This is a genomic window from Arthrobacter sp. Soil782 (assembly GCF_001428435.1).
GTDB lineage: Bacteria > Actinomycetota > Actinomycetes > Actinomycetales > Micrococcaceae > Arthrobacter_D > Arthrobacter_D parietis.
Map to the genome: position 1 here is coordinate 113,899 of NZ_LMSO01000009.1, position 22,963 is coordinate 136,861.

Consider the following 22,963-nt stretch of genomic DNA (forward strand, 5'->3'; position numbering starts at 1 on the left):
GTGCCCGGAGCTAGTCGATGGCCGCCATGAGTTCAACCACGCGGTCTAGGAAAGCATCCACCTGGGTCTCCTCGTACCCGTCCTGGCCGATAGCTTCACGGAAAACTGCCCGGCGGACTACGTCGACGCTGAGCGGCATGTCCCTCTCGAAGTACCCGAGCAGCTCGTTGCAGAGGGCATCTACGTCCTCGATGTCATAGCTGGTCGTGTTCTTCCGGGAGGGACGCCGGAACCGCTCCCCCGGCGGCCTGTGCAGCCTGTTCCTCAGGACGGCGGACGTGCGCCCGATCTGCATCAGCCACGCCTGTTCGCCGCTCGCCGCGATCAGGGTGTCCCGCTCCCGCTGGGCAAAGACGTCTTCCAGCCGGTCCAGTGCGGCATCGACCGCGCGTGGTTCATATCCGCCCCGGGCAGGATCAAAGGCGGTGGTGCGGACTTCGGCACTGGTCACAGGCTCACCGTCGGTGCCGTCCGAGTTGTAGAAGGTGCGTGCACGGGTCAGGAACCTGTCGACCTGCTTTGCCTTATAGCCGTATTCACGGCGGCCGACACGGGCGAACGGCGAACTGCCGTTGCGTGCTCCATCCATAGTTGTGCGTTTCACTTTCTTTGCAACGGCTTCGGTGCAACGGCGCAGTCACGACGCGCCGTCGTCAAGTTCTATAGGGTCCCGGGTACCAATGTAACGGACAGCAGGAACGCAACCGGCGAAGCAAAAACAATCGAGTCAAGCCGGTCCATCACGCCGCCGTGTCCAGGCAGGATGCTGCTCATGTCCTTGACTCCGAGTTCCCGCTTGATCATGGACTCGGCGAGGTCTCCGGCGGTAGCCGCGGCGACTACGGCGACCGCCAGGCAGATACCGACCCACCAGGGCCTGTCCAACAGGAAAACCACTGCAAGTACGCCGACAACCATTGCTCCGCCGATCGACCCGCCAAAGCCTTCCCAGGACTTCTTCGGGCTGATCCGGGGTGCCATGGCGTGCTTGCCGAAGAATGCCCCCACCAGGTAGCCGAAGGTGTCATTGGCAACCACGAGCAGCAGCAGGGTTGCCACCTTGATCGGTCCCGAAGGCTCCTGCAGCAGCAGCATTGCGAAACTCAGGAGGAACGGTACCCAGAGGAGGACGAAGGTTCCCGCCATGATGCTCCGCGCGGCGTCGGGCGCAGGGTCGAGGCTGCGCCACAGCGCGATCGCGGTCACGGACACCACTGTGGCGAATGCCAACGCCTCAGGGCCGCCAAGGTAGGCGGCGAAAGGCAGCGCCACGCCGGCAGCCAGCGCCGGAACGGTGGGAACCTTGATTTGGCGCACCTCAAGCGCCCTGCCGACTTCCCAGACGCCGACGACGCCGATCATCGTGGTCAGCGCCACGAACGCAAGGGGAAGGAACAGCATGCCGACCAGCAGCGAGACCAGCAGCGCAAGCCCGACCCCGATGGCCGCGGGAAGGTTCCGCCCTGCCCGTGAGGGCTCGCCGGACTTGGCACGCGGCGGACGGCGCTTGAACATGCTTTTGCTCTGGGGTGCCCCTTCGCGCAGTGCCCGCCTGCCGGACAGCGCACCGGAAGCCGGCGGACCGGCCGGCGCCTGGTGCGCGGCATCAGCGTTTGCAGCATCAGCGGCAGGCGTGCGGCCAGCCTCTGGAGAAGGCTGGGAGTCGCTCATCAGACTTCGAGCAGCTCGGTTTCCTTGCGCTTGAGCATGTCGTCGATGGTGTCAGTGTGGGACTTCGTCCGTGCGTCGAGATCTTTCTCGGCGCGGGCGCCGTCGTCCTCGCCGGCGTCACCGTCCTTGACCGCCTTGTCAATGCCGTCCTTGGCCTTGCGGCGGATGTTCCGGATCTGGATCTTGGCGTCTTCAGCCTTGCCGCGCACTACCTTGACGTATTCCTTGCGCCGCTCCTCGGTCAGTTCGGGAAGAACCACACGAATGACGTTGCCGTCGTTGGACGGGTTAGCGCCAAGATCTGAGTCACGGAGGGCCTTCTCGATCTCAGAGAGTGCGGAGCGGTCGAACGGCGTGATGAGCAGCGTGCGTGCTTCCGGGTTCTGGAAGGATGCCAGCTGCTGCAGCGGCGTCGGCGAGCCGTAGTAGTTCACGACGACCTTCGAAAACAGGGACGGGTTGGCACGGCCAGTGCGTATGGTCGCGAAATCTTCCTTCGCCGCCTCGACTGCCTTGTCCATGCGCGCGGTTGCCTCTGACATGGTCTCTTCGATCACGATTGCTCCTTTGGTTCGAAATCCGCTGCTTCTGAGCGTCCGATTCAGTTGATAATCCTAGTTCACAGCCGGGCTCCTGCCGGGACTTCACCGACCGCTGCGCGGCGCTCAGGCCGTGACGACCGTGCCTATCCGTTCACCCATGATCGCGCTGGTGACGTTGCCCTCGCCCTCCATGCCGAAGACCACCATGGAAAGATTGTTGTCCTTGCACATGGTCATGGCCGTCTGGTCCATGACCCGGATGTCCTGGCGCAGCGCGTCGTCATAGGACAGCGAATCGAGTTTCTGCGCGCTCGGGTCCTTGCGGGGGTCCGCGGTGTAGACGCCGTCCACACCGCTCTTGGCCATCAGAACGACGTCGGCACGGACTTCCAGCGCCCGCTGGGCCGCGACTGTGTCGGTGGAGAAGTAGGGCAGGCCTGCACCTGCACCGAAGATGACGACCCTGCTCTTTTCCAGGTGGCGGATTGCCCGGCGGGGGATGTAAGCCTCAGCGACCTGACCCATGGTGATTGCGCTCTGCACACGGGTTTCAACGCCGGCCTGCTCCAGAAAATCCTGCAGCGCCAGGCAGTTCATGACCGTGCCGAGCATGCCCATGTAATCCGCACGCGAGCGGTCCATCCCGCTCTGTGAGAGCTCGGCACCGCGGAAGAAGTTGCCTCCGCCCACCACGATGGCAACCTCCACTTCGCCGATCGTCGCGGCAATCTGCTTGGCTATGCCGCGCACCATGTCAGGATCGACACCGAGCTTGCCGCCGCCGAAGACCTCTCCCGAGAGCTTCAACAGCACGCGCCGCCTCGGGGATTCGCTGTGGCCGGCCTTTTCGTATGTGTCCATGATGCCTCCCGGGCAGTCGTACGTGCGTGTCAGGATCTGAGTTCCGTGTGGGTGTCAGCGCGTCAGCAGTGGAACTGATGTCCGGCTTGGTTAGTCTTACAGGTTTCCGGCAGGTCCACTCGCCGGACATGACGGAGGGGCGGCCACCGTGGCGACCGCCCCTCCATCATCTCAAACAAAAACCGGCCCGGAAGGGTCAGTACCTGATCAGGCACCCACCCGGAAGCGAGCAAATTCCTTGGGCTCGACCGAAGCTTCCTTCAGTACCTGGGCAACCGACTTTTTGGCGTCCTTGGCGAACGCCTGGTCAACCAGCACGCCCTCCTTGAAGAACCCGGTCAGGCGGCCTTCGACGATCTTGGTGAGGGCGGCCTCGGGCTTGCCTTCGGCGCGTGCGGTCTCATCCGCAATACGGCGCTCGGTCTCGACCAGCTCTGCCGGTACGTCCTCACGGGTGAGGTACGTGGGCGAGTAGGCGGCAATGTGAACTGCCACATCATGGGCAGCCTCAGCCGCGGCTTCTCCGCTGCCCTCAACGGCGAACAGCACGCCCACCTGTGCGGGGAGGTCCTTTGACGTCTTGTGCAGGTAGGCATCGACAATGGCGCCCTCGACGCGTGCCACGCGACGGATGTCGACCTTCTCGCCGAGCAGCGCACCGGCCTCGATGACATGTTCGGAAACCGGCTTGCCGTCAAGGGTGTAAGCGAGCAGCGACTCAACGTCAGAGGCGCCGGACTCGATGGTCGCAGCGAGCACCTTGTTGGCGAACTCGATGAACGGCCCGGCCTTGGCCACGAAGTCGGTTTCGCAGTTGACCTCGACCATGACACCGACGTTACCGTCAACCTTGGCGGCCACGAGACCTTCAGCGGTTGAGCGGCCTTCGCGCTTGGTGGCGCCCTTCAGGCCCTTGATGCGGATGAGCTCCATGGCCTTCTCGGCATCGCCGTTGGCCTCGTCGAGCGCCTTCTTCACGTCCATCATTCCGGCGCCGGTCCGCTCGCGGAGAGCCTTGATGTCAGCGGCAGTGTAGTTTGCCATTTGAACTCCTCAGATGTGGGTTTCTCGTCAAGTATTGAGTAAAAGTTCTCCGGATCTTTCTCCGGCACAAGCGAAAGGGTGCGGGCTTTGACGTCCCGCACCCTTTCGATGAAACTACTTGCTCTCGCTGTTTGCAGCTTCCTCAGCAGGAGCGTCAGTTGCGGGGGCTTCTTCAGCAGCGGCAGCCGGTGCTTCTTCAGCGGCGGGAGCTTCTTCAGCGGCGGGAGCATCAGTTGCCGGAGCTTCCTCAGCAGGCGCGTCCGCAGCGGGAGCATCAGCAGCGGGTGCACTCTCGGCAGGTGCGGCGCTACCCTCGAGCAGCTCACGCTCCCACTCGGCGAGCGGCTCTTCTGCTGCGGCAGCGTCATTGCCTGAGGACCGGTTATTGCGGGCGATGAGACCCTCAGCAACGGCGTCAGCGACAACGCGGGTCAACAGGTTGACTGCGCGGATGGCGTCATCATTACCCGGAATCGGGAAATCAACTTCGTCAGGATCACAGTTGGTGTCGAGGATGGCGACAACCGGGATATTGAGTTTCTTCGCCTCGTCGATTGCGAGGTGTTCCTTCTTCGTGTCGACAACCCAGACGATGGACGGAGCCTTCGTGAGGTTGCGGATGCCACCCAGGTTGGTCTCGAGCTTGGTCAGCTCGCGCTGCAGCAGCAGCAGTTCCTTCTTGGTATGCCCGGAACCGGCGACATCCTCGAAGTTGATCTCCTCAAGTTCCTTCATGCGCTGGATGCGCTTGGAAACCGTCTGGAAGTTGGTGAGCATGCCTCCCAGCCAACGCTGGTTGACGTACGGCTGGCCAACACGGGTTGCCTGCTCGGCAATTGCTTCCTGTGCCTGCTTCTTGGTGCCGACGAACAGAACGGTGCCGCCGTGCGCAACAGTGGCCTTGATGAACTCGTAGGCGCGGTCGATGTAGGACAGCGACTGCTGGAGGTCAATGATGTAGATTCCGTTGCGCTCCGTGAAAATGAAGCGCTTCATCTTCGGGTTCCAGCGACGGGTCTGGTGGCCGAAGTGGACGCCGCTGTCAAGCAGCTGGCGCATGGTAACGACTGGCATGCCGTTCCTTTCGTTGGGCAGCACAGGCACCGCTGTGTTCTGCCGGTTGACGGTTGATGTCCCGCGGGTGAACGCGGGGGTCCTGGTGCCCGTCAGCTGTGCGCTCACTCCTCCAACCGGATTTCTCCGGACCGCTGGAGCAGTGTTCCCAGGCGTAATCTCACACATGAAAATCGATGGCGAGATGCCTGCGAATCGGGGACACGCGTAGTCAGTTCCCGACACCCAACGGACCGAAAGAGCCCTTTATGGCACGACAGGATACGGAGAACTGCTTCGTCAAGTGTACTACAGCCGCCACGTCCCCCGGACTGGCAAAGGCAGGCGTCACTCCACCTCCACAACACTCGACCTGCACAGCGCGCCGCTTCCGCTGAAGCTGTCCACATAGAGCGCACGACGCCGATCCCGCGCAGCCAGGCTCGTTCACAGTGGGTGGGTGGCTACTTTCGCGAATATATTCCGCTTCCTGGCGGGCGCCGCCGTCTGCATCGGACTGCTGCTCTCCCCCGGGCCGTCGCCTGCTTCCTCGAACCCGGAAGCTCCCTGGAGTTGGCCGCTCGACGGAACCCCGCCCGTACTGCGGCACTTTGACCGGCCGCCGGAACCCTGGATGGCTGGGCACCGCGGTGTTGACCTCGGCGCGTCGGACGGCGCAGTCCTCAGCCCGGCTGACGGCGTGGTGGTGTTCGTCGGCACGGTGGTGGACCGGCCGGTGCTGACTCTCGACCATGGCGGCGGACTGTTATCCAGCTTCGAACCTGTGACAGCCTCGGTAGCGGAAGGAGATACGGTCGCCGCAGGGCAGGAGGTGGGGCGTATCAGCACGGAACCCCACTGCCCATCCCTGTGCGTGCACTGGGGCGTGCGGGAACACGGGGAATACGTCAACCCACTTCCCTTCGTCTCGGACCGGCGGCCGTCAGTCCTGCTGCCGCTGGCCGATCCCTGAGCCGGTGCAGCGGCTTAGACGAAGGCAGCAATTCCCGTGATGGCCCGACCTGTCACAAGCGAGTTGATTTCGTAGGTTCCTTCGTAGGAATAGACGGCTTCGGCATCGGCGAAGATCTTGGCCATCTCGTAATCGGTGACTATGCCGTTGCCGCCGAGGATGCTGCGGCCCAGGGCAACTGTTTCCCGCATCCGGGCAGTGGTGAACGCCTTGGCGAGGGCGGACTGCTCATCCCGCGCGCCGCCGTCGTCGGCCAACTGCGCCAGGCGCACCATCATGCCCAGGGAGCTGACCGTGTTTCCGAGCATCTCGACCAGCTGCTGCTGGATGAGCTGGAAGGACGCGAGCGGGCGGCCAAACTGCTGGCGCTCCACGGCATACCGCCGGGCAACATCGAAGGCTGCCAATTGTTGCCCTACAGCCTGCCACGCCACCGAAAGCCGCGTGATGCGCAGGACCTTGTTGGTGTCCTTGAAGCTGTTGGCGCCGGTGAGCCGGTAGTCGTCGCTGATCTGGAGGCCGTCGAGCACAATGTCGGCATTTTCAACGGTGCGCAGAGCGGTTTTGTTCTCGATCTTGGTGGCCTTGTAGCCAGGTAGCGAGGTGTCAACCATGAACCCCTTGACCTGGTTGTCCGCAACATCACGGGCGAAGATGACAACCCAGTCGGAGAAGGTCGCGTTCCCGATCCAGCGCTTTGCACCGTTGAGGACCCACCCGTCTCCGCTGCGCTCCGCGGTTGTCCGCGTACCGCCCGCGACGTCGGAACCGCCGAGCGGTTCCGTCAGGCCGAAAGCGCCGATCTTTTTCATGGCGTAGATGTCCGGAAGCCATTCGGCCTGCTGCTCCGGGGAGGCGAGCGTCTCGATGGAGCCGGTGAACAGGCCGTCGTGAACACCCATGAACGTTGCAATAGAGGTGTCGGCACGGGTGAATTCGGCGTGCAGCAGGCCCGCGAACAGGTTTGAATAGCCCAGCCGCTTGACTGGAGACACAATGTCCAGCTCGGCGATCCGCGGGATCAGCTCAGTGGGAAAAGCGCCAACGTTCCACCAGGACGCTGCGTGCGGGCGGACTTCCTGGGCCAGCCATTCCCTCACCTCAAGGAGCCGGATACGCTCCTTCGGGTCGAGCATCTGCTCGAAGAAGTAGAAGTCGCCGTCCGCGTACGGCAGGTTGTCAGCGTCGATTGCGGGTGCACCCATGAAACGTTCCTCACCATCAGTCGCACCGGCGCTCAACTCTGCACCGGCGCTGTCCGTACCCTCGCGGTGCGGATCACCTCGGCCTATGTTACCCGCGGGTAACTTCTGGTGCCACCCGTGCGCACGATGCAAAAAACCCCGGCCCATCCGGACCGGGGTTTCCTGCACGAGTAGGGCTGCTGGGGCTTGAACCCAGGACAAACGGATTATGAGTCCGCTGCTCTAACCAGCTGAGCTACAGCCCCGCAACGCCGACGACGCGCCGGCGCAGTCCATTGTAGCCACGATGGTGGCCGTGAATCAGACGGCTAGACCGTTTCGGTGTCGTGGAACCTGCCGAAGTAGAGGTCCTCGAACGTGGACAGTGTGGCATCGATGCTGTGCTTTTCAACCATGGAACGGCTCATCTTCCCCATCCGCTCGCGTTCAGCCTCCGGCATGGAGATGATTTCGGTAAGGCGGCGGCCCAGCTCAGCACTGTCATGGGGAGTGAACAAATAGCCGTTTGCCCCGTCTTCGACCAGGTGCGGCAATGCCATGGCGTTTGCCAGCAGAACCGGGGTGGAAGCGGACATCGCCTCGAGTGTGACCAGGGACTGCAGTTCCGCTGTCCCCGGTTGGCAGAACACGGTGGCACGCAGGTACGCCTGACGGAGTTCCTCATCAGAGATGAGGCCGTGAAATGTGACTCGGTCTTCAAGCCCCAACCGCTTGACCTGCGCCTGCAGAGCCGGTTTCACCTCTCCCCCGCCGACAATCTCCAGGTGCAGGTTCAGCTCGCTGGGAGTCTTCGCGACCGCGTCGATGAGCACGTCGACGTGCTTTTCCTCAGCGAGGCGCCCCACGAACAGGACGGTCGGGTGACCGGGATGCTCGAGGTGCTCGCCGGGCCTGGCCTCGTACGCTGCCGCGTCGATGCCGTTCGACAGCGGCAGCACTTTGCGCAGAAACGCGTGTTCGTGCATGGCCTTTGCGGCAAGAGGCGTAGGCGTGGTCACAACATCTGCTTTCCCCATGACCTTGCCCATGTCCCGCCAGGAATTCTTCGCGACAATGTTCTTGAACCACTGTGGGAAGGGCAGGAAGGGGTTCAGGTTCTCCGGCATGAAGTGATTGGTGGCGACCACACGGATCCCGCGCTTCACGGCTTCATACAACGCGTACTCCCCCACCATGTAGTGGCACTGGATGTGCACCACATCGGGCTGAACCCTGTCGAAGAGCAAGCTGATCTCGCGCTTGATTTCCCAGGGTAGGCAGATCCGCCAGTATTCGTGGGTGGGGACAGAGTGCGAACGGAGTCGGTGCACCGTCCAGTCTCCGCCCGGCTCGGTGAAGCTCCGGCCGTTGATCGTGTTCGGGGCAAGAACGTGAACGTCATGGCCGCGGGCCGTCATCCCCTTGGCCAGGCGGTAGCCGAACATGGAGGCGCCGTTGACATGCGGCGGGTAGGTGTCTGCAGCGATCAGGATGGTCAGCGGCGCATCTGCTGCCGTATCGGTCACGAAGTCGTCCTCGGGTTGGCAACGGTGGGAGAAGTCACGGGCGTTACCGCCGTCGTGCTTCTTTCTGGCGCTTGACCACATCCGGATGGTGGCGCGACAGTGCTATCACTCCAACAATAGCAACGATGGCGGCCGCTCCCATGGCAATTGCGATCACCGATTCAACGTTTGGCTGGAGTTCACCCAGCACCACTATGCCGACGGCAATTCCCACGATGGGATCAATGACCGTGAGGCCGGCAATCACCAGATCCGGCGGGCCGGTGGCATAGGCGCTCTGGACGAACCATGACCCGAGGCCGGCCGCTGCGATGATCGCAATGATGCTGTAGATGGGGACGTTGAAGAAGACCCGACCGTTCGGATCCAGCAGGTGCGTAGCAATGATCTTGGTCAGCACGGCAACGAACCCGAAGAGGACGCCGGCGCCGAGAATGTAGGCGAAAGCGCTGAGCTTTCGCTTGAAGACGACGGCAAGCGTGCCGAACAGCGCGACGGCGATGCACAGCAGCAACACGGCGGTCAGTTCCTGGTCCGGCAGGACAACATGGTCTTTGCGCGTCACATTGAGTGCCAGCAGCACGAACAGCGCACTGCCTGCGACGCACGCGGAGATTGCGACGACGGTGGGCCGGTTGATGCGCACGCCCTGGTCCCTGGAGTTCACGACGGTGGTGATGACCAGCGCGATGGCGCCGATCGGCTGCACAACGGTGAGGCTGGCCAGGCTGAGGGCGATGACGTTGCACACCATCCCGGCACCGAGCAGGATCAGGCCGAGAATCCAGCGCGGATTGCGCAGCAACCGGACGAACCCCGTGGAGTTGAGGGACAGCCCGCCGGTATTGGAGCGCACCGCACTGCCCTGACGCTGGGCACCGACAGCAAGGAAGCAGGCGCCGAGGAGCGCAAGGAGTACCGCTACCCAGGCCATGCGCCCGCTTTCGTCATGCGGTGCGCTCCAGCCGGTACACCCGGTGCGACGCCGTGAAATAACCGTAGAACGCAATGACGTGACCGATGCACCCGAGGATCAGCAGCACGTTGGCGGTGATCTCGAGCCACAGCTGGTCGAACCCTTCCACACGCTGCAGGAGCAGGAGGGGGGATCCCACCAGCAGCAGTGCGGTCCGGATCTTGCCGATGTTGGACACGGGCAGACGCAGCCGTCCGCCGAAGAGGATCAGGACGTTGATGATGAGGATTGCATCAGGGATCACGATGGCCCACACGAGCCAGGCGGGCGCAACGCCGTCCACCACGAAGGTCACGGCAACCACAATCAGCGCCGTCCGGTCTGCCACGGGATCAAGCCACTTGCCCACCGAGGACACCTGGCTGAACCTGCGGGCGATACAGCCGTCGATCCAGTCGGTTGATCCGAGCAGCACCAGGGTGATGACGGCCGCGGCATATTCGCGCTGGACAATGAACATCACAAACAGCGGGACCCCAAGGAACCGGACAACGGTGATGATGTTCGGTACGGTCCAGAACGTGTCCAGTTCGGCCGTCTCCTGACCAGGCTTTCCCCCGGCGCCAATAAGTCTGATCACAGTCCCTCCGCTCCCATTATGCAGGCAGGGCCCTGGATGCACCGAAGCGGCTGACGCAGCGTCCGCGCGATGTGCAGTGCCTACTTGGCGACGAGCCGTCTTACCATGACAGCGATTGCAGCGGCAGAAGCGGCGACAACGCTTAGCGGCTTCCAGCGGTCAGCGAGCGTCTGGTTGTGACGTGCGGGCGCAGATGACCCAGGAGTGTGGGTCACGCGGGTCGAGCCGCTACGGGTCCGCTGCGCTTCCCGGGCATGAACTGCCGAGGACTTGGCCTGGGCGGCGGCGGTGCGCGCGCGTGATTTCGTGTGGTCCACCTGGGACTTGAAGTCCAGTCCGCGCCCGAGATCATCCCTGGTTTCTGCAATGTGATCGCGGCGGCGGCCGGAGCGGCTGCGGAGCTCAGCGTACGACGGCGCAGGCGGCTTGGGCTCCCCTGTTTCCTTGTGCTTGGGCTTCTTTTCTTCCTTGGGCTTCTTGACGTCAAGCGTGGCCGGGTTGAACTTGCGCCCTTCCTTGAGCACACCGATGTCATACTTGATGCCGCGAATGGCGTCTTCCGGCAGGAGCGGCAGCGCCTTCTTGAAGCGGGACAGGCCCATCAGTGCTGCAATGGCGGCAATGATGAGGAACAGGGCAGCGAAGCACAGAGCAGCCAGCCAGGGGGGCATGACCGTAGCCAGGCCCATGATCGCCGCGACAATGAGGGCTACGGCAAGGAATGCCACAAACACCAGCGCCACGACGAAGAACGCCGCAGCAATGCCGGCCGTGATGCCCTTCTGTTTGAGCTGTTCGCGGGCAAGCGAGACTTCGTCGCCCAACTGGCGCGGGGTCAGCCGCAGCAGCAATCTGATCAAGCCGATCACCGACGGCTTGCCGCCGGCCCGGTTCACCCGCGTGCTGGTCGAGCTGTCCATATGCCCTGCTCCCATCCGTTCATCCTGCATCTGTTCCCAAAATTACCACTGACGCATACTTCCCGCCCGTGCCCGGGCCGATCACCGGCTTAGCGGGCCGGCAATTCGTCCCGGTCCTCGAGTTCCCGGCCGGCATACTCCTGAAGCTGGGTCTTCACGAACCAGAAGGAAACAACGGCAAAGCCGGTGAACACCGCGTACATGATCCAGACGCCAAGGTTCTCACTGACCCAGGGAAATGCGAGCGTGACAATGAAGTTGAAAATCCAGTTCACCATCGTGGCTACGCCCAGTGCGATGGAGCGCACCTTGTTCGGGAACATTTCTCCGAGTGTCACCCACATGACCGGCCCCCACGTCGCCGCGAAGAAGATGACGAACAGGTTTGCGCCGACCAGTGCCACCGGTCCCCACACACCGGGGAGCGAAACATCCGCTCCGCTCCCCGTTGCCTGCGCGAAAGACACGGTTGCGGCGAGAAGGCCGACAAACATTCCTGCGGAACCTACCAGCAGCAGCTTGCGGCGACCGATCCTGTCGACGAAGAAGATGGCCACGAAGGTCATCGCGACGTTGATGATCGACGTGATCACCGACGTCGTAAATGACTCGCTCTCACTGAACCCGACTGACTGCCACAGGGTGGTGGAGTAATAGAAGATGGCGTTGATGCCGACAAGCTGCTGCAGGGCAGCAACGGTCATGCCCACCCAGAGGATGGGCTGCAGGCCGAGCATCGATCCGCGCAGATCCCGCAGCGTCGTCTTGTCCTCCATCCGGAGGGTGGAACGGATCTCGGTCAGTTTGGCGGTGGTGTCCCGAATACCGGTCACGCGGGACAGCACATGTGCGGCTTCTGCGTCGCGGCCACCGCGAATCAGATAATGAGGCGATTCCGGAATGGTCAGCGCCAGCACCCCGTAGATGATTGCCGGTACGACGCCGACAAGCAGCATCCAGCGCCAGGCCGGCAGCCCCCACCACAGTTCTCCGGTGGCTCCGCCTGCCAGGTCGGCAAGCCAGGCGTCGGACAGCAGTGCAGCGAAGATGCCGACGGTGATTGCCAGCTGCTGGATGGACGCGAGTCCACCACGCCACTTGGCCGGAGCGATTTCGGCGATGTAGCCGGGCGCGATGACTGATGCCACTCCAATGGCGACGCCACCGATGAGGCGCCAGAGCATCAGGTCCCACTCGCTGAACGCGAAACCGGATCCGACCGAGTTGATCAGGAAAAGGATAGCTGCGCCCAACATGACGCGTTTGCGGCCGAGCCGGTCCGCGAGTTCACCGGCAAACCACGCGCCCGCGGCACAGCCCAGGAGCGTGATCGCGACAGTGAACCCCAGGACGGCTTCCCCCAGGCTGAAGTCTTCCTGGATAGCCTCAACCGCACCATTGATGACGGCGGTGTCGAAGCCGAACAGAAGTCCGCCGACAGCGGCCGCGACACTGACTCCGATGACTTTTCCCATGTGCGGCTGCAGTGCACCTGAGGGCGCACTTGTATCCCGATCTCCGGCGTTCACGTCGTTTCTCCTGTCTCTGCGCTACCCTGTGGACCTCTGAGCTGCATTTCACCCTACGACAATCCAAAGCCTGCTGAGCACATGAGTGTCAGCATTCATAGCGGCAGGTCTTCCGCGAGGTTGGCTGAGGGCCCTAAGATGGATGTTGATTCGTTCCGGCAACCACCTCGATGCCTCGACCGGCTCTCCACCACCTTTCGTCTGCAGCGCCGCAGTGCGACTCCCGCATCCGCCACGCCAGATAGGTATCTTTTGAGCACCACCACGCACCCCGGCGACGCGCTCACCAGGCGCCAGAAGCTGATCTACGTTGTCATTCTCGGCACGCTCACCGCGCTCGGTCCGTTCACCATCGACCTGTACCTGCCCGCATTCCCGGCACTGCAGGATGATCTCGGCGTCACCGAGGCTGCTGTGCAGCTCACCCTGACAGGAACGATTGTGGGCTTTGCTGCAGGCCAGCTGATTGTGGGTCCGCTGAGTGACAAGGTGGGCCGGCGCCTGCCGCTGATCATGGCCACCAGCCTGCACGTCACCGCCTCGCTCGGGGCCGCGCTGTCCACGGAAATCGGCATGCTCATGGTCTTCCGTGTGCTGCAGGGAATGGGCGCAGCCGGAGGCGGCGTGGTGGCCATGGCGATGATCCGCGACCTCTTCAGCGGCTACCCACTGGTTCGCATGCTTTCCTACATGGCGCTGGTGAACGGGATGGCCCCCATCTTCGCGCCCGTCATCGGGTCCCAGTTACTCGTGATCATGCCGTGGCCCGGAATCTTCTGGTTCCTCGCCGCGTACGGGTTCCTGGTGATCCTCGCCGTCTCGTTGTTCATCATTGAAACCCTGCCTGCGGACCGGCGGAAAGCGTCGTCGTCCACGGCTCTTCAGCGGTACCGCGCGGTACTGACCGACCGTGTCTTCATCGGCATCCTGCTGGTGGGCGGCATGAACTTTTCGGGCCTGTTTTCCTATCTGTCGGCGTCGCCGTTCCTGTTCCAGGACGTGTACGGGCTTGATCCCCAGCAGTACGGGCTGCTCTTCGCAGTGAACTCGCTCGGCATTGTGGCTGCTGTCCAGATCAGCGCCCGGGTGGTCCGGAGGGTGGGTCCGCAGTGGATCATCGCCTGCTCGACCGCGGCAATGCTCGCGATGGCGCTCCTGATGATCCTCTTCGACTACCTGGGCTTCGGATTCTGGGGTACGGCAGTTCCGCTCTGGTTCTACATTTCGGCTGCGGGCTTCACATTCCCCTGCGTCCAGGTGCTTGCGCTGGCCAACCATGGCGCGCAGGCCGGAACCGCCGCGTCCCTTCTCGGCGCGACCACCTTCGGGCTGGCGGGGATCATCTCACCGATTGTGGGAGTCCTCGGAATAGCTTCAGCCACACCCATGGCAGCGGTCATGGCCTGCTGTATTGCCCTCGGGATTGTGTTCCTCTGGACGATTGTGCGGCCGAGGACCGTACCCGCGATCAGCTAGCCAGCTCCTCTCAAGCGACGGCCCGGGACAGCAGGCCCTACGCCTGGTGCCCTGCGCGCTCGGCTGTACGAGTGATGTTGCGCGCCATGGAGGCGAACACCACGCCGTGGAACGGCAGCACGCCGAGCCAGTAGAGCCGGCCGGCCAGGCCGCGGGGGAAGAAGATGGCGCGCTGGCGATATTCGCTCGCTCCGCCGTCGGGCACTACCGAGAGTTCGAGCCAGGCTCGTCCAGGAAGTTTCATTTCCGCCCGCAGACGGAGCTTCTCGCCGCGCACCAGCTCTTCGACGCGCCAGAAGTCCAGCGCCTCTCCTGCCATCAGCTCCGACGAGTGCCGGCGTCCGCGGCGCAGGCCGACGCCGCCGGCGAGCTTGTCCAGCCAGCCGCGGGCAGCCCACGCGACCGGCCAGGAGTACCAGCCGTTTTCCCCGCCGATGCCTTCGATCACTTTCCAGACCGCGGGAGCGGGTGCGCTGGAGCGAAAGCTGCGCTCGTCCTTGTAGACCGTGTGGCCGGCCCACTGGGGGTCGGAGGGAAGCGGATCCGCGACAGCGTCGCGCTGCGAAGCTCCCGCCCAACTCGTTTCCACCTCACCGGCGCTCATTTTGTTCAGGGCGAGGTCGACGGCGGCGCGATAGTCGGTGAGCCCGCCCTCCGGCAGCGGCACATACTCATGGATGTCTGCTTCGGCGGTGACCGCGTTGTGCTGGAGGGATTCAATCAGCGGCATTGCCATAGCCCGCGGGATGGGGGTGACGAGGTTCACCCAGTGGCCGGCCAGTCGCGGGGTGAGCACCGGCAGCGCCAGGACCGTTCGCCCGGGCAGACCGGCGGCTTCCGCGTAGCGCTTCATCATGTCCGCGTAGGTCAGGACGTCACCGGAACCGATGTCGAAGGTCCGGTTGAGCCCCTCCGGCAGGTCCAGTGCGCCGAGGAGGTAGTGGATGACGTCACGCACGGAGATCGGTTCGATGCGGTTCAGTACCCACTTCGGCGCGGGCATGACCGGCAGCACATCGGCCAGGTGCCTGATCATCTCAAAGGACGCGGAGCCGGAACCGATGACGACGCCGGCCTGGAAAGCGATGGTGGGAACGCCCGATGCCAGCAGCACTTCGCCCACGGCCACGCGGGAGCGCATGTGCGTTGAGAGCTTTACGCCCTGCGGGTGGAGGCCGCCGAGGTAAACGATGCGCTTCACGGAAGCCTGCGAGGCAGCCTTGGCGACGGTCGATGCGATCTGCGCTTCCCGCTCCTCGAACCCCCGTCCGGAGCCCATGGAGTGCACGAGGTAATAGAGCGTGGAGACGCCCTCGCTTGCACGGTTCATAGTTTCGGCGTCCTGCAGATCGCCTTCGACCACCTCGACCTGCGCTGCCCACGGTACGTCCAGCAGCTTCTGGGGCGACCGCACAACTACGCGGACCCGCCGGCCGTCTTCGACCAGCCGGGAGACGAGCCGACCTCCGATATATCCAGTGGCGCCCGTTACCAGAACAAGATCATCATTGCGCATAGGAGTCAGAATACGCGCCCAGCCTGAGTGGCACCCCGGCGGCTAACGAGAAAGGCTCCTGACCGGCGAAAACGCAGGTCAGGAGCCTATTTGCTCCCCCGACTGGACTTGAACCAGTAACCCTTCGATTAACAGTCGAATGCTCTGCCAATTGAGCTACGGGGGAAAGCAGCAGAAACAACTTTACATAGGAAGACCGGGTAAGTGAAATTGGCCGGCTGCTAGTCCGAGCGCAGGGCGCGGCGTTCCATTTCGAGCTCCATCAGCTCACGGTTCAACTGCTGGAAGAGGGATGGATCAGCCGCCGGATCGAGCCTCTGCAGTGAGCTCAGCTTCTCTGCCTTCAGCCGGGTGATGCGCAGCTCCGAGAGCCTGCTGAGGATGTCCCGGCAGTACGCGGCCACCCCATCTCCATCCGTCGCGGGCAGCGGCGTCACGGCGAGTTCGCTCACATAACCACGCAGCATGTCGGGAACCTCCTGGCGCACCCGTTCCACCCAGTTCGATGCGGAGTCCGCTCTATCCCTCCCTGCAGTTCCGGCAGCACGCACCGCATCATGCAGCGCGGCGTAGGCGGGCACGGAGAAGCGGGAATCAGAAAAACGGTCCCACTGGTCCTGATCAAGCAATTGCGGATACTGGAGGACCACCTCGAGCGCTTCGCGCTCCATCCGTGCAACAGGATCACGCGGATCTGGACGCCGGAACTGCGGCACTTCTTCCACCAATGCAGGGCCGCTGCCCGGTGCCTGGGCGGGCTGGCGGCTCTGCGGGCTCTGTGCACCCTGTCGACTCTGCGGGTTCTGTGCATCCTGCTGGCCATCCTGTGCCGGTTGGGTTGCCCGCTTTGCGGCGGCCGTGACCGCGCGCGCCACCTGGTCCTCGCCGACGAATTGCATGCCGAGCCACCGGGACAGTTCCCGGGTGTAGACGGACCTCAGGGACACATCGCGGATGTTGGCCACGATGGGAGCCGCGTGCCGGAGCGCTTTTGTCTGGCCCTCGCCGGTGGAGAGATCGAACTGGTCAAACGATGCTTTTATGGCGAACTCAAACAGCGGGCGCCGGGTGCTGATGAGGTTTTGAACCGCCTGGTCCCCCGCGGTCTGTCGCAGCTCGCAGGGGTCAGCGCCGTCAGCGCCGACCGCCACATAAGTCTGCGCGTTGAACCGCTGATCCTCCTCGAAGGCGCGCAGCGCCGCTTTCTGCCCGGCGGCGTCGCCATCGAAGGTGAAGATGACCTCTCCGCCGGTGCCGTCGTCGGACAGGAGCCGGCGCGCGATCTTGATGTGCTCGGCACCGAAGGCCGTGCCGCAGGTGGCTACGGCGGTGCCTACTCCGGCGAGGTGGCACGCCATGACGTCCGTGTAGCCTTCCACCACGACGAGCTGGCGGGACTTTGCGATCTCCCGTTTGGCGAGATCGATTCCGTACAGGACCTGCGACTTCTTGTAGAGGGAGGTCTCAGGGGTATTCAAATACTTGGGCCCCGGGTCATCCTCATACAGCTTGCGTGCGCCGAATCCCACGGTGTCTCCGGTGATGTCCCGAATGGGCCACATCAGCCTGCCCCGGAAGCGGTCGTAGAGCCGGCCCGAGTTGTTCGACGAAACACTGAACATGCCGGTCAGCTTCAATTCGTCGAGGAGAAACCCGCGGCCCGTCAGGTGGCTGAGCAGCCCGTCCCACCCCTGGGGCGCGTAGCCGACGCCGAAGTGTTCAGCGGCGGCCCGGTCGAAGCCGCGCTCCTGCAGGAAAGCGCGGCCGGTCGCCGCCTCTGGTGTCAGCAGTTGGTCCCGGTAGAACTCCGCAGCAATCTTGTGGGCATCGAGGAGGCGCTGCCGCTTACCGGAATCCTCGCGCCGGGGGCCGGTTCCGCCATCCTCATAGCGCAGTTCGAAAGAGATGCGTGCGGCCAGCTTTTCAACCGTCTCCGCGAAGGACGTGTGATCCATCTTCTGCACGAAGGAAATGACATCACCACCTTCACCGCATCCGAAGCAGTGATAGGAGCCCATGTGCGGACGGACATGGAACGACGGCGAGCGCTCATCGTGGAAGGGGCAGAGACCTTTCCAGGACCCGACGCCGGCGGACTTCAGGGTGACGTAACCGTCCACCACTTCCTTGATGTCGGTGCGCTGGCGAACCTCATCGATGTCTTCACGCTTGATGAGTCCGGCCATATTATCCAGTCTAGTGTTCGGTCTCCGGTTCCGCCGTCCGGTAGCCCGGCCCTGTGAATACCGCTATCCGGGCGTGTGCATAACCCTCACCAGAGCGCCGGAACCGGTCCGACAACCCTTTCATGCAGGGCGAGGGCGGAGGCATCCGTCAGGGATGCCACCTGGTCGATCACCACGCGGAGGCGGGCGTCGTCGTCGTCCGCCTGGCGCCAATCGGAGGCGAACATCGGCTCGAGGTAGCCATCCCCTGCGGCGGCCATCTGTTGCACCAGCGAGGACAGCACCTCACGCTGCCGCTCATAGATGGGCTGGCGGTGGACGCTGGTCATGACGTAGGTGGTTGCAAGGCCCTTCATCACCGCGATCTCGGTGACCGTGTCCTCGGGAACCACCATCTCGGCGGCGTACCGGGTGAGCGGGTCGGTGCCGTAAATGCCCCGTGTGGTCTGCAGTGCACTCAGGCAGAAACGACCGATCAGCTGGCTGGTCATGTTCTTCAGCGCCGCCATGGCCTTGCGGCTGCCGTCCGCCTCGCGAACCCAGACATCCGTTGCTTCCAGCCGTGCGAGCGCAGCGTCGACGGCGGCCGGATCGGAGTGCGGCAGGTACCACTGCTGGGTGTACCCGACAACGCGGGCGCGGTGGTCGGGGTTGTCCATCCACTTGAGCTGGAAGTGACCGGCCACGATGGCGTCTTCGACGTCATGGACCGAGTAGGAGATGTCATCGGCCAGGTCCATGACCTGCGCCTCAAGGCAGGACCGGCCGGCCGGTGCCCCCTGCCGCAGCCAGGTGAAGACGGGCAGATCGTCCTCATAGGCGCCGAACTTCGAGGTGCGGTGTCCGTGGATCACCGGCGCGTCCACAGCAGTCCACGGGTACTTGCATGCGGCATCGAGGCTGGCCCGGGTGAGGTTGAGCCCCGCCGGTTCACCGTCGGCACGGATGACTTTCGGCTCAAGCCGGGTCAGGAGCCGAAGTGTCTGTGCGTTGCCCTCGAACCCGCCGATGGAGTGCGCCAGGTCATTCAACGTGGCCTCGCCGTTGTGCCCGAACGGAGGATGTCCAAGATCGTGGGAAAGGCAGGCGGCGTCGACGATGTCCGGGTCGCAGCCAAGGGATCGTCCCAGCTCCCGCCCGACCTGCGCCACCTCGAGGCTGTGCGTCAACCGGGTCCGCACGAAGTCGTCAGTGTCGGGGGCGACCACCTGCGTCTTTGCGCCGAGCCGCCTCAGCGCCGAGGAGTGCAGTACGCGTGCGCGGTCACGCTCAAAGTGCGTACGATGCAGGCTCTTGGGCGCTTCATCGACCCAGCGCTGCATGTCCGCATCCGTGTAGCCCGGAGTAATCGGCGCTGCATTGCCGACGGGGGAATTCTGCATGTGCTCAGCCGCCCTATCCACCCGATATGTCGACTTCCGCCGCGGCGATGTCCGCCTGCTGTTCAGGATTGAGCCGGCGGGCCTCGAGCCACTTGTCCGGCAGCGACGTGCGCTTGGGTGATCCCGCACGCCCGCGCGGTCCTTCGGCGTCAGTGCGGGGATACGGAGACGTGCGGTCCAGTTGATCGAGCAGACCGCGCAGAACCTCGAGCGTGGGTACGGCGGCGAGCGCTGCACGCAACTCTCCGCCCACCACGTAGCCCTTGAAGTACCAGGCCATGTGCTTGCGGATGTCGCGCAGCGCCATCATCTCGTTGCCGAAGGTGTCCACCAGCAGCTCCGCGTGCCGGTACACCGTGTCCGCCACCTGCCCGAGCCCGGGCTGGTGCCGCTCATCCCTGCCCTCGAAGGCGTTCATGAGGTCACCGAACAGCCACGGCCTACCCTGGCAGCCGCGGCCTACCACGACGCCGTCAACACCGGTCTGCTGAACCATGCGGATTGCGTCTTCCGCACTCCAGATATCACCGTTTCCCAGTACCGGAACATCCGGCAGGGCCTCACGCAGCTCGGCGATGGCGTTCCAGTCGGCTTTGCCGGAGTAGAACTGGGAGGCAGTGCGGCCATGCAGCGCAACGGCGGCCACGCCGGCATCGCGCGCGATCTTGCCTGCCTCACGGAAAGTCAGGTGATCCTCGTCGATGCCTTTGCGCATCTTGATGGTCAACGGGATGTTCCCCCGCGAAGCTTCCCGGACGGCAGTCTGCACGATGCCGGTGAAGAGGTCGAGCTTCCACGGAAGCGCCGCTCCGCCGCCCTTCCGGGTGACCTTCGGGACCGGGCAGCCGAAGTTCAGGTCAATGTGGTCCGCGCGGTCTTCCTCCACGAGGATGCGGACGGCGGCTCCGACGGTCTTGGGATCCACGCCGTACAGCTGGACGGAGCGCACCAATTCATCCTCGTCATGGGAGATGATGCGCAGGGACTCCGGATTGCGTTCGACGAGGGCGCGGGACGTCACCATTTCGGAGACGTACAGGCCGCCGCCGTACTCGCGGCACAGCCGGCGGAACGCTGTATTGGTGATGCCGGCCATCGGAGCGAGAACCACGGGGGTATCGACGGTTATCCCGCCCAGGCGCAGCGGCGGCAGGTCGAGCCGCGTGGAGGTAGTAATCGGTGCAATGCTCACCCAACCATTGTCGCAAGACAGGGCAAATCGAGGGGCGTCAGCCCTGCCTCTGCTCGCGCAGCGCCCTGCGGCTCGGCAGCGCGCCCGCCGCCACCTGCCCGCTGTGTGCGCCCTCAGCCGGCTGCCCAGGCGCCTCCTCGGCGGCGAGTGCTGCAGGAGTGGGTGCGCCGTCGTGCTGGTTCCCGGAGCCGACCGGACCGGATCCACGGCCGACCGCCTTGACCACCAGGACGGCAACCAGCGTGGTAACCGGGATGGCAAGAACCAGGCCTATTGATCCGACCAGGGTACGAACCACCTCCTCAACGAGTTCACCGCTGGTCAGGGCCGTCATTAGGGAACTGTCCTGTAGCGACACGAGGATCAGCAGTGGAAGGGCCGCGCCCGCGTAGGCAAAGGCAATCGTGTAGACCGTCGAGGCGATGTGGTCGCGCCCGATTCGCATGGCCCCTGCAAACAGCCGCCGTGTGGACGTTCCTGGTGCCAGTTCGTAAAGCTCCCAGACCGCCGAGGACTGCGTAATGGTCACATCGTTGAGCACACCGAGCCCGGAAATGATCAGTCCGCAGAGGATGATTCCCGAGAGCGAGACCTCCGGCGCTGCATTGATCAGTGCACTTGCGCTGTCATTGCCCACGCCGGTGAGGTTCGCGGTGTCTGTCGCCCAGGCTGCCAGCAGCGCGGTGATGGCGAGTCCGAAGATCGTGCCGAGCAGTGCCGTCGAGGTTCGCGCCGAGAAGCCGTGCGCAAAGTAGAGGACCCCGAACATAATGACAACCGAACCCACCAGCCCCAGCAGCAAGGGAGGTTTGCCCTCGATCAGCCCGGGCAGCATGAACTGTGCCAGGACGAAGAGCGCGCCCACCAGTCCGATGATCGCCCGCAGTCCGCGCCACCGGGCAACAGAAACAACGACGACGGCGTACAGCACCGCGAGCGCTGCCACAGGGAGCGTGCGCACGAAGTCCACAAAAATGTAGGGCGTGCCTGCGCCGCTGATGACACCGTCGAGATTGAGGTAGCGGATTGAATCGCCCGGTTCCACCTGACCGGAACGTGCGATTTCCGGGTTGAGTTCCACCGGAACGGCTGAGCCGCCGGAGTCGGGCTCTGTGTACGCGACCAGGCACTGCTGCGCCTCGCCGCCGGCGTCGACGGTTGGTTGGGAGGAGGGGCAGTCCTCCGAAACCACGCGCTGCACCGTACCCACATCCATTGAGGTGCCGGGCGCGGTGGCGAGCGGATCGGCAACGGTGATGCCGGACCGGTCGGCGCCCGGCCACAGCATCATCATTGCGACGAGTGTGATGACGCCGAGCGGAACGAGGATCGCCGCGAGGAGAAAATTCGCCCGCCGGCGCGTTATTGACAGGGCAGCGATCTGCTCCGGGTTGGGTGGAGGAGCGGCCCCGTCCGAAGGATGGATATGGCTGTGGCCCACTCATCGTTCCTTGCTGTCGGTGTACTACTGGCAGGATGGAAACCGGTCTGCCTGATGCGGAGTCCCCCGAGGATTCTACGCAGGATGGCGGTCGGGATCAGGGATGCAGCGAACGGCTCGTGTGGATCCGGATTGGAAGTGGGTTGAGGTGCATGGCGAAGGAACGGTTCAGCGAAGCCGAAGAGCATGCGGCCGGTTCGATGGCGCATGCGCCGGAAGTGACGATCCGCCCGGCGGAGGGCGCCGTCCGCGGCGTTGTGCTGGTACTGCACGGTGGACGCTCGAACAGCTTCGAGCCGGTGCGGTCCCGGCATCTGAGCCCGGCGCGGATGATTCCGTTTGCCCGCCTGCTTTCTTCCTGGGGATCCCCGGCCGGCCTTGAGACCTGGAGCTTGCGGAACAGCGTGCGCGGCTGGAACGGCGAGCACATGTCTGCGCTGCACGACGCGCGCTGGGCGCTGCAGCGGATCCGTGAGCGCCACCCAGGCAAACCCGTTTACCTCCTGGGCCACTCGATGGGCGGCCTGACGGCCCTGTGCGCGGCGGATGATCCGCAGGTCCGCGCCGTCGTAGCGCTGGCACCATGGCTTGACAGCACAACGCCGCTGCAGCAGGTATCCGGACGGAGAGTGCTCATCGTCCATGGGGACGCGGACCGCTGGACCTCGCCGCGGCAGTCGCTGAGATACGCGCAGAGAATTCAGCACATTGCCGACGACGTCCGGTACGTCACGCTGACCGGTGCCGGACATTTCATGTTCACGAAACTTCCCGTATGGCACGAGCTCAGTGTCTCTTACCTGCTGAAAAGTTTCTCCGACGACACCGGCGCACCTGTGGACGCGAAGTACCTCCGACGTGCTGCCGGAGTGCTTGCAACACCCTCACCGCTGGGCATAATGCAGTGAACC

At 63.9% G+C, this 22,963-nt stretch carries 20 protein-coding genes and 2 tRNA genes; 3 read left to right on the forward strand and 19 right to left on the reverse strand.

Annotation, left to right across the window (positions count from 1 at the left end):
- Positions 1-10: 10 nt before the first annotated feature.
- The 6 genes from ASH00_RS11290 to rpsB form a co-directional block, all read right to left on the reverse strand.
- Positions 11-589 (reverse strand): DivIVA domain-containing protein, encoded by a 579-nt coding sequence (locus tag ASH00_RS11290; protein WP_056548555.1) that lies wholly within the window; start codon positions 587-589, stop codon positions 11-13.
- A gap of 71 nt (positions 590-660) precedes the next feature.
- Positions 661-1,515 carry a phosphatidate cytidylyltransferase gene (locus ASH00_RS11295; protein WP_056549219.1) on the reverse strand — a complete coding sequence of 285 codons (855 nt, stop codon included), beginning with the start codon at positions 1,513-1,515 and terminating at the stop codon, positions 661-663.
- A 155-nt stretch (positions 1,516-1,670) separates the two neighbouring features.
- Positions 1,671-2,228: a ribosome recycling factor gene (gene frr, locus ASH00_RS11300; protein ID WP_056548557.1), complete on the reverse strand. Its 558-nt coding sequence runs from the start codon at positions 2,226-2,228 to the stop codon at positions 1,671-1,673.
- Between the two features lie 108 nt (positions 2,229-2,336).
- Positions 2,337-3,074: a UMP kinase gene (gene pyrH / locus ASH00_RS11305; protein ID WP_056548559.1), complete on the reverse strand. Its 738-nt coding sequence runs from the start codon at positions 3,072-3,074 to the stop codon at positions 2,337-2,339.
- Positions 3,075-3,281: 207 nt separating this feature from the next.
- On the reverse strand, positions 3,282-4,118 hold the full coding sequence (gene tsf / locus ASH00_RS11310; RefSeq protein ID WP_056548561.1) for a translation elongation factor Ts: 837 nt from the start codon (positions 4,116-4,118) through the stop codon (positions 3,282-3,284).
- Positions 4,119-4,232: 114 nt separating this feature from the next.
- Complete coding sequence (rpsB, locus tag ASH00_RS11315) at positions 4,233-5,192, reverse strand: 30S ribosomal protein S2 (protein WP_056549220.1); 960 nt, start codon at positions 5,190-5,192, stop codon at positions 4,233-4,235.
- A gap of 439 nt (positions 5,193-5,631) precedes the next feature.
- On the opposite strand from rpsB, the gene ASH00_RS11320 reads away from it, so the two are divergent.
- On the forward strand, positions 5,632-6,144 hold the full coding sequence (locus ASH00_RS11320; protein WP_082566071.1) for a M23 family metallopeptidase: 513 nt from the start codon (positions 5,632-5,634) through the stop codon (positions 6,142-6,144).
- A gap of 14 nt (positions 6,145-6,158) precedes the next feature.
- Here the strand turns inward: ASH00_RS11320 and ASH00_RS11325 are convergent, their stop codons facing one another.
- The 7 genes from ASH00_RS11325 to ASH00_RS11355 form a co-directional block, all read right to left on the reverse strand.
- Positions 6,159-7,349 (reverse strand): acyl-CoA dehydrogenase family protein, encoded by a 1,191-nt coding sequence (locus ASH00_RS11325; RefSeq protein WP_056548563.1) that lies wholly within the window; start codon positions 7,347-7,349, stop codon positions 6,159-6,161.
- Between the two features lie 171 nt (positions 7,350-7,520).
- Positions 7,521-7,594: transfer RNA gene (locus ASH00_RS11330), tRNA-Ile, on the reverse strand.
- A gap of 63 nt (positions 7,595-7,657) precedes the next feature.
- Entirely contained in the window at positions 7,658-8,854 is a 1,197-nt protein-coding gene (locus ASH00_RS11335; RefSeq protein ID WP_056548564.1) for a glycosyltransferase, read from the reverse strand.
- Positions 8,855-8,897: 43 nt separating this feature from the next.
- Positions 8,898-9,788 carry a DMT family transporter gene (locus ASH00_RS11340; protein WP_056548567.1) on the reverse strand — a complete coding sequence of 297 codons (891 nt, stop codon included), beginning with the start codon at positions 9,786-9,788 and terminating at the stop codon, positions 8,898-8,900.
- Between the two features lie 13 nt (positions 9,789-9,801).
- A complete protein-coding gene (locus tag ASH00_RS11345; protein WP_082566073.1) occupies positions 9,802-10,410 on the reverse strand; it encodes a CDP-alcohol phosphatidyltransferase family protein in 609 nt (202 codons plus the stop codon).
- A gap of 80 nt (positions 10,411-10,490) precedes the next feature.
- Positions 10,491-11,345, reverse strand: coding sequence for a phage holin family protein (locus ASH00_RS11350; protein WP_235563272.1), 855 nt, complete (start codon positions 11,343-11,345; stop codon positions 10,491-10,493).
- A gap of 74 nt (positions 11,346-11,419) precedes the next feature.
- Positions 11,420-12,859 (reverse strand): sugar porter family MFS transporter, encoded by a 1,440-nt coding sequence (locus ASH00_RS11355; RefSeq protein ID WP_235563273.1) that lies wholly within the window; start codon positions 12,857-12,859, stop codon positions 11,420-11,422.
- A 252-nt stretch (positions 12,860-13,111) separates the two neighbouring features.
- Here ASH00_RS11355 and ASH00_RS11360 point away from each other — a divergent pair, with 252 nt between their 5' ends.
- Positions 13,112-14,335: a multidrug effflux MFS transporter gene (locus ASH00_RS11360; RefSeq protein WP_056548570.1), complete on the forward strand. Its 1,224-nt coding sequence runs from the start codon at positions 13,112-13,114 to the stop codon at positions 14,333-14,335.
- 37 nt (positions 14,336-14,372) lie between these two features.
- Here the strand turns inward: ASH00_RS11360 and ASH00_RS11365 are convergent, their stop codons facing one another.
- The 6 genes from ASH00_RS11365 to ASH00_RS11390 form a co-directional block, all read right to left on the reverse strand.
- Positions 14,373-15,851, reverse strand: a complete 1,479-nt coding sequence (locus tag ASH00_RS11365) for an SDR family oxidoreductase (RefSeq protein ID WP_056548571.1) — start codon at positions 15,849-15,851, stop codon at positions 14,373-14,375.
- 93 nt (positions 15,852-15,944) lie between these two features.
- A tRNA-Asn gene (locus ASH00_RS11370) sits at positions 15,945-16,017 on the reverse strand.
- Positions 16,018-16,072: 55 nt separating this feature from the next.
- Positions 16,073-18,037, reverse strand: coding sequence for a DNA primase (dnaG, locus tag ASH00_RS11375; protein WP_056548572.1), 1,965 nt, complete (start codon positions 18,035-18,037; stop codon positions 16,073-16,075).
- Positions 18,038-18,123: 86 nt separating this feature from the next.
- Positions 18,124-19,419 (reverse strand): deoxyguanosinetriphosphate triphosphohydrolase, encoded by a 1,296-nt coding sequence (locus ASH00_RS11380; RefSeq protein ID WP_056548573.1) that lies wholly within the window; start codon positions 19,417-19,419, stop codon positions 18,124-18,126.
- 13 nt (positions 19,420-19,432) lie between these two features.
- Entirely contained in the window at positions 19,433-20,611 is a 1,179-nt protein-coding gene (dusB, locus tag ASH00_RS11385) for a tRNA dihydrouridine synthase DusB (protein ID WP_056548574.1), read from the reverse strand.
- Positions 20,612-20,648: 37 nt separating this feature from the next.
- A complete protein-coding gene (locus tag ASH00_RS11390) occupies positions 20,649-22,052 on the reverse strand; it encodes a YibE/F family protein (RefSeq protein WP_056548575.1) in 1,404 nt (467 codons plus the stop codon).
- Between the two features lie 152 nt (positions 22,053-22,204).
- On the opposite strand from ASH00_RS11390, the gene ASH00_RS11395 reads away from it, so the two are divergent.
- Positions 22,205-22,960, forward strand: a complete 756-nt coding sequence (locus tag ASH00_RS11395) for an alpha/beta hydrolase (protein WP_056548577.1) — start codon at positions 22,205-22,207, stop codon at positions 22,958-22,960.
- The last annotated feature ends 3 nt before the right edge of the window (positions 22,961-22,963 follow it).